General features: G+C 57.5%; 3 protein-coding genes. All 3 read left to right on the top strand.

The window, feature by feature from the left end; genetic code table 11:
- The coding region (locus tag P792_RS36600; RefSeq protein ID WP_031240825.1) for a TonB-dependent receptor at positions 1 to 686 on the top strand (686 nt) is incomplete at its 5' end.
- Positions 687 to 1,108: 422 nt separating this feature from the next.
- Complete coding sequence (locus P792_RS28590) at positions 1,109 to 1,627, top strand: hypothetical protein (protein WP_023978748.1); 519 nt, start codon at positions 1,109 to 1,111, stop codon at positions 1,625 to 1,627.
- A partial coding sequence (locus P792_RS37615) for a hypothetical protein (protein ID WP_031240824.1) occupies positions 1,624 to 1,948 on the top strand: 325 nt, incomplete at its 3' end. The genes P792_RS28590 and P792_RS37615, both read left to right, overlap by 4 nt.

Genomic DNA, 1,948 nt, shown 5'->3' with positions numbered 1-1,948 from the left:
CGATCTCCGAAGAAGCGGGCTGGCGCTATCAGGATGACATCATTTCTTCCTCCATCACCTACTTCCATTACAACTTTACGAATCGCCTCTATACACAGTCCATCCAGGACCCCGCCTCAGGCGCGTTTTACTCCACCAATATCAATGCGGGCGGCATGCATTCGGATGGCTTCGATGCGGAAATCGGTACGCGGCCGATGCATAACATCCGTCCTTACCTGTCGGTTGAATATCTGCATGCCGTGACCGACAGCAATGTGCCTGCCGGTTCGGGAACAGGTGCCGATTACGTACGCAGCGCGGGCAAAAAGGCACCGCAGGCGCCGGCATGGCAGGTCGGGTTCGGGCTCGATTACGACGATGGCACCCGCTTTGCGAATTTCAATCTTAAATATGTCGGACGCCAATACGCGACATTCATGAATGACCAGAGCATCCCGGGTTATGTCCGCATGAATATCGGCCTCGGCTATCGCTTGCCGAAAGTCAGCATCTTCAAAAGTCCGGTCCTGCGTCTCAACCTGCAGAATATCAGCGACAACCGTTACCTGAACTGGATCCAGTCGCCTCAGGCCAACGCCAACCCGACCACGGGTGTCTTTGGCAAGACGATTGCGGGGTCGACGCCGACTTACAAGATCGCTTCGCCTTTCGCCGCACTGGCAACGCTATCCAGCGAATTCTGAAACCATCATGCGGCGTGCTTCTCGGGCACGTCGCTCCGTGTACCATATCACTACACATGCCGTAGCAGGATCGCTTGAGAGGCAGACGGCTTCTCTAAAGTAGATTTTTTCAGATATTTATGATATCTGAACTCAATACTGCCAGTATCTGGACACCCAGAATCTGACCAGCACAGCTCATCACTGACGAGCATCGGGCCTAGACCCGAAACATAGCCCAATTACTTTCATCGCTTCCCTGTCGCGCTATCCGCAAACGCGCGCGAGACGCCCTTTCCCGCGTGGATGCGCCTATAAGGCCGCGGCAACCGGGATGCACCCGCAAAAAACCTGATCATGCCTCAAATCACCAGGTGTCGAGCCATACGAGGCTCTGCGCCAGCATGACCGCTGTTTTGTATAATTCCTCCAGGAGTACATTCATGACGTGGCGTCCTAGCGCCAATATCCTGCGCCCCGTGAGGGAGCCTGCAGGTCAGGGCTGCTATCCAAAATCTCACCCGGAGCTTGTCTGGCCACCCTCGGCCCTCAATGGCGGGGGAGACTACAGTATCGATTTCGATGCTCTTCTGGCCCCGGGAGAGTTCATCTCCTCATTTCGCTTTGATGGCGGAGCCTCGGCGCAACAGGCCTGGACAAACCTGTTTGGAACAATCGCGACGGCCTGGCTGCAATGGACCATGCCGGGCCTGCAAACTGTGACGGTATGCGCCCTGACCAGCCTTGGTGCGAGCCTGCAGGTGGAGGCCAAGATATGCGTCAGCACCCGCCCCTCTCTTTTCCCGGCAAGTGCGCCGCCTGCACCCGGCGCACAGTTCCCTGTCGTGACCGATAACACGATGGATGCCTGGCTGAAGGCCCTCCCTACCGAGCCCGATACTGGCGCGGGAGGATGGTTCAACAACGCAGGTATCCCCACACGCATAGGAGACCCGGCATGACACGCAAGATCAATAAAACCGCGCACGTCGCTCTTGCCCTAAGCGTCGCATTCTGGGGCGAAGCATGTCTTGCGGCACCTCCTTTCATCGCGCCGAATGGCCTGTCCCCCGACACCGCCATTGGCACGGAACGCCTGGCTGATGGCCCACCCGCCGTAACGCTCAGAACGATGAACAATGCGATTGCCCAGAATCAGAAGGCTCTGAACGACCTGGCTCTGCAATCTGTCAGCAAGGCCGATCTCGGCGTGGCACTCTCGCCCTATCTCACTGTGTCGCAGGCCGCCTCACGTTATGCATCGTCCTCCGCCATCGCTGAGG

Origin of the sequence: Asaia sp. SF2.1 (assembly GCF_000505765.1) — a bacterium.
GTDB lineage: Bacteria > Pseudomonadota > Alphaproteobacteria > Acetobacterales > Acetobacteraceae > Asaia > Asaia bogorensis.
Note: the sequence above shows the minus strand (reverse complement) of the source record. Positions and strands in the feature narration are given on the sequence as shown.

Coding starts and splice junctions, on each gene's coding strand:
- P792_RS28590 (WP_023978748.1), top strand. CDS start 1,109: ATGACGTGGCGTCCTAGCGCCAATATCCTGCGCCCCGTGAGGGAGCCT.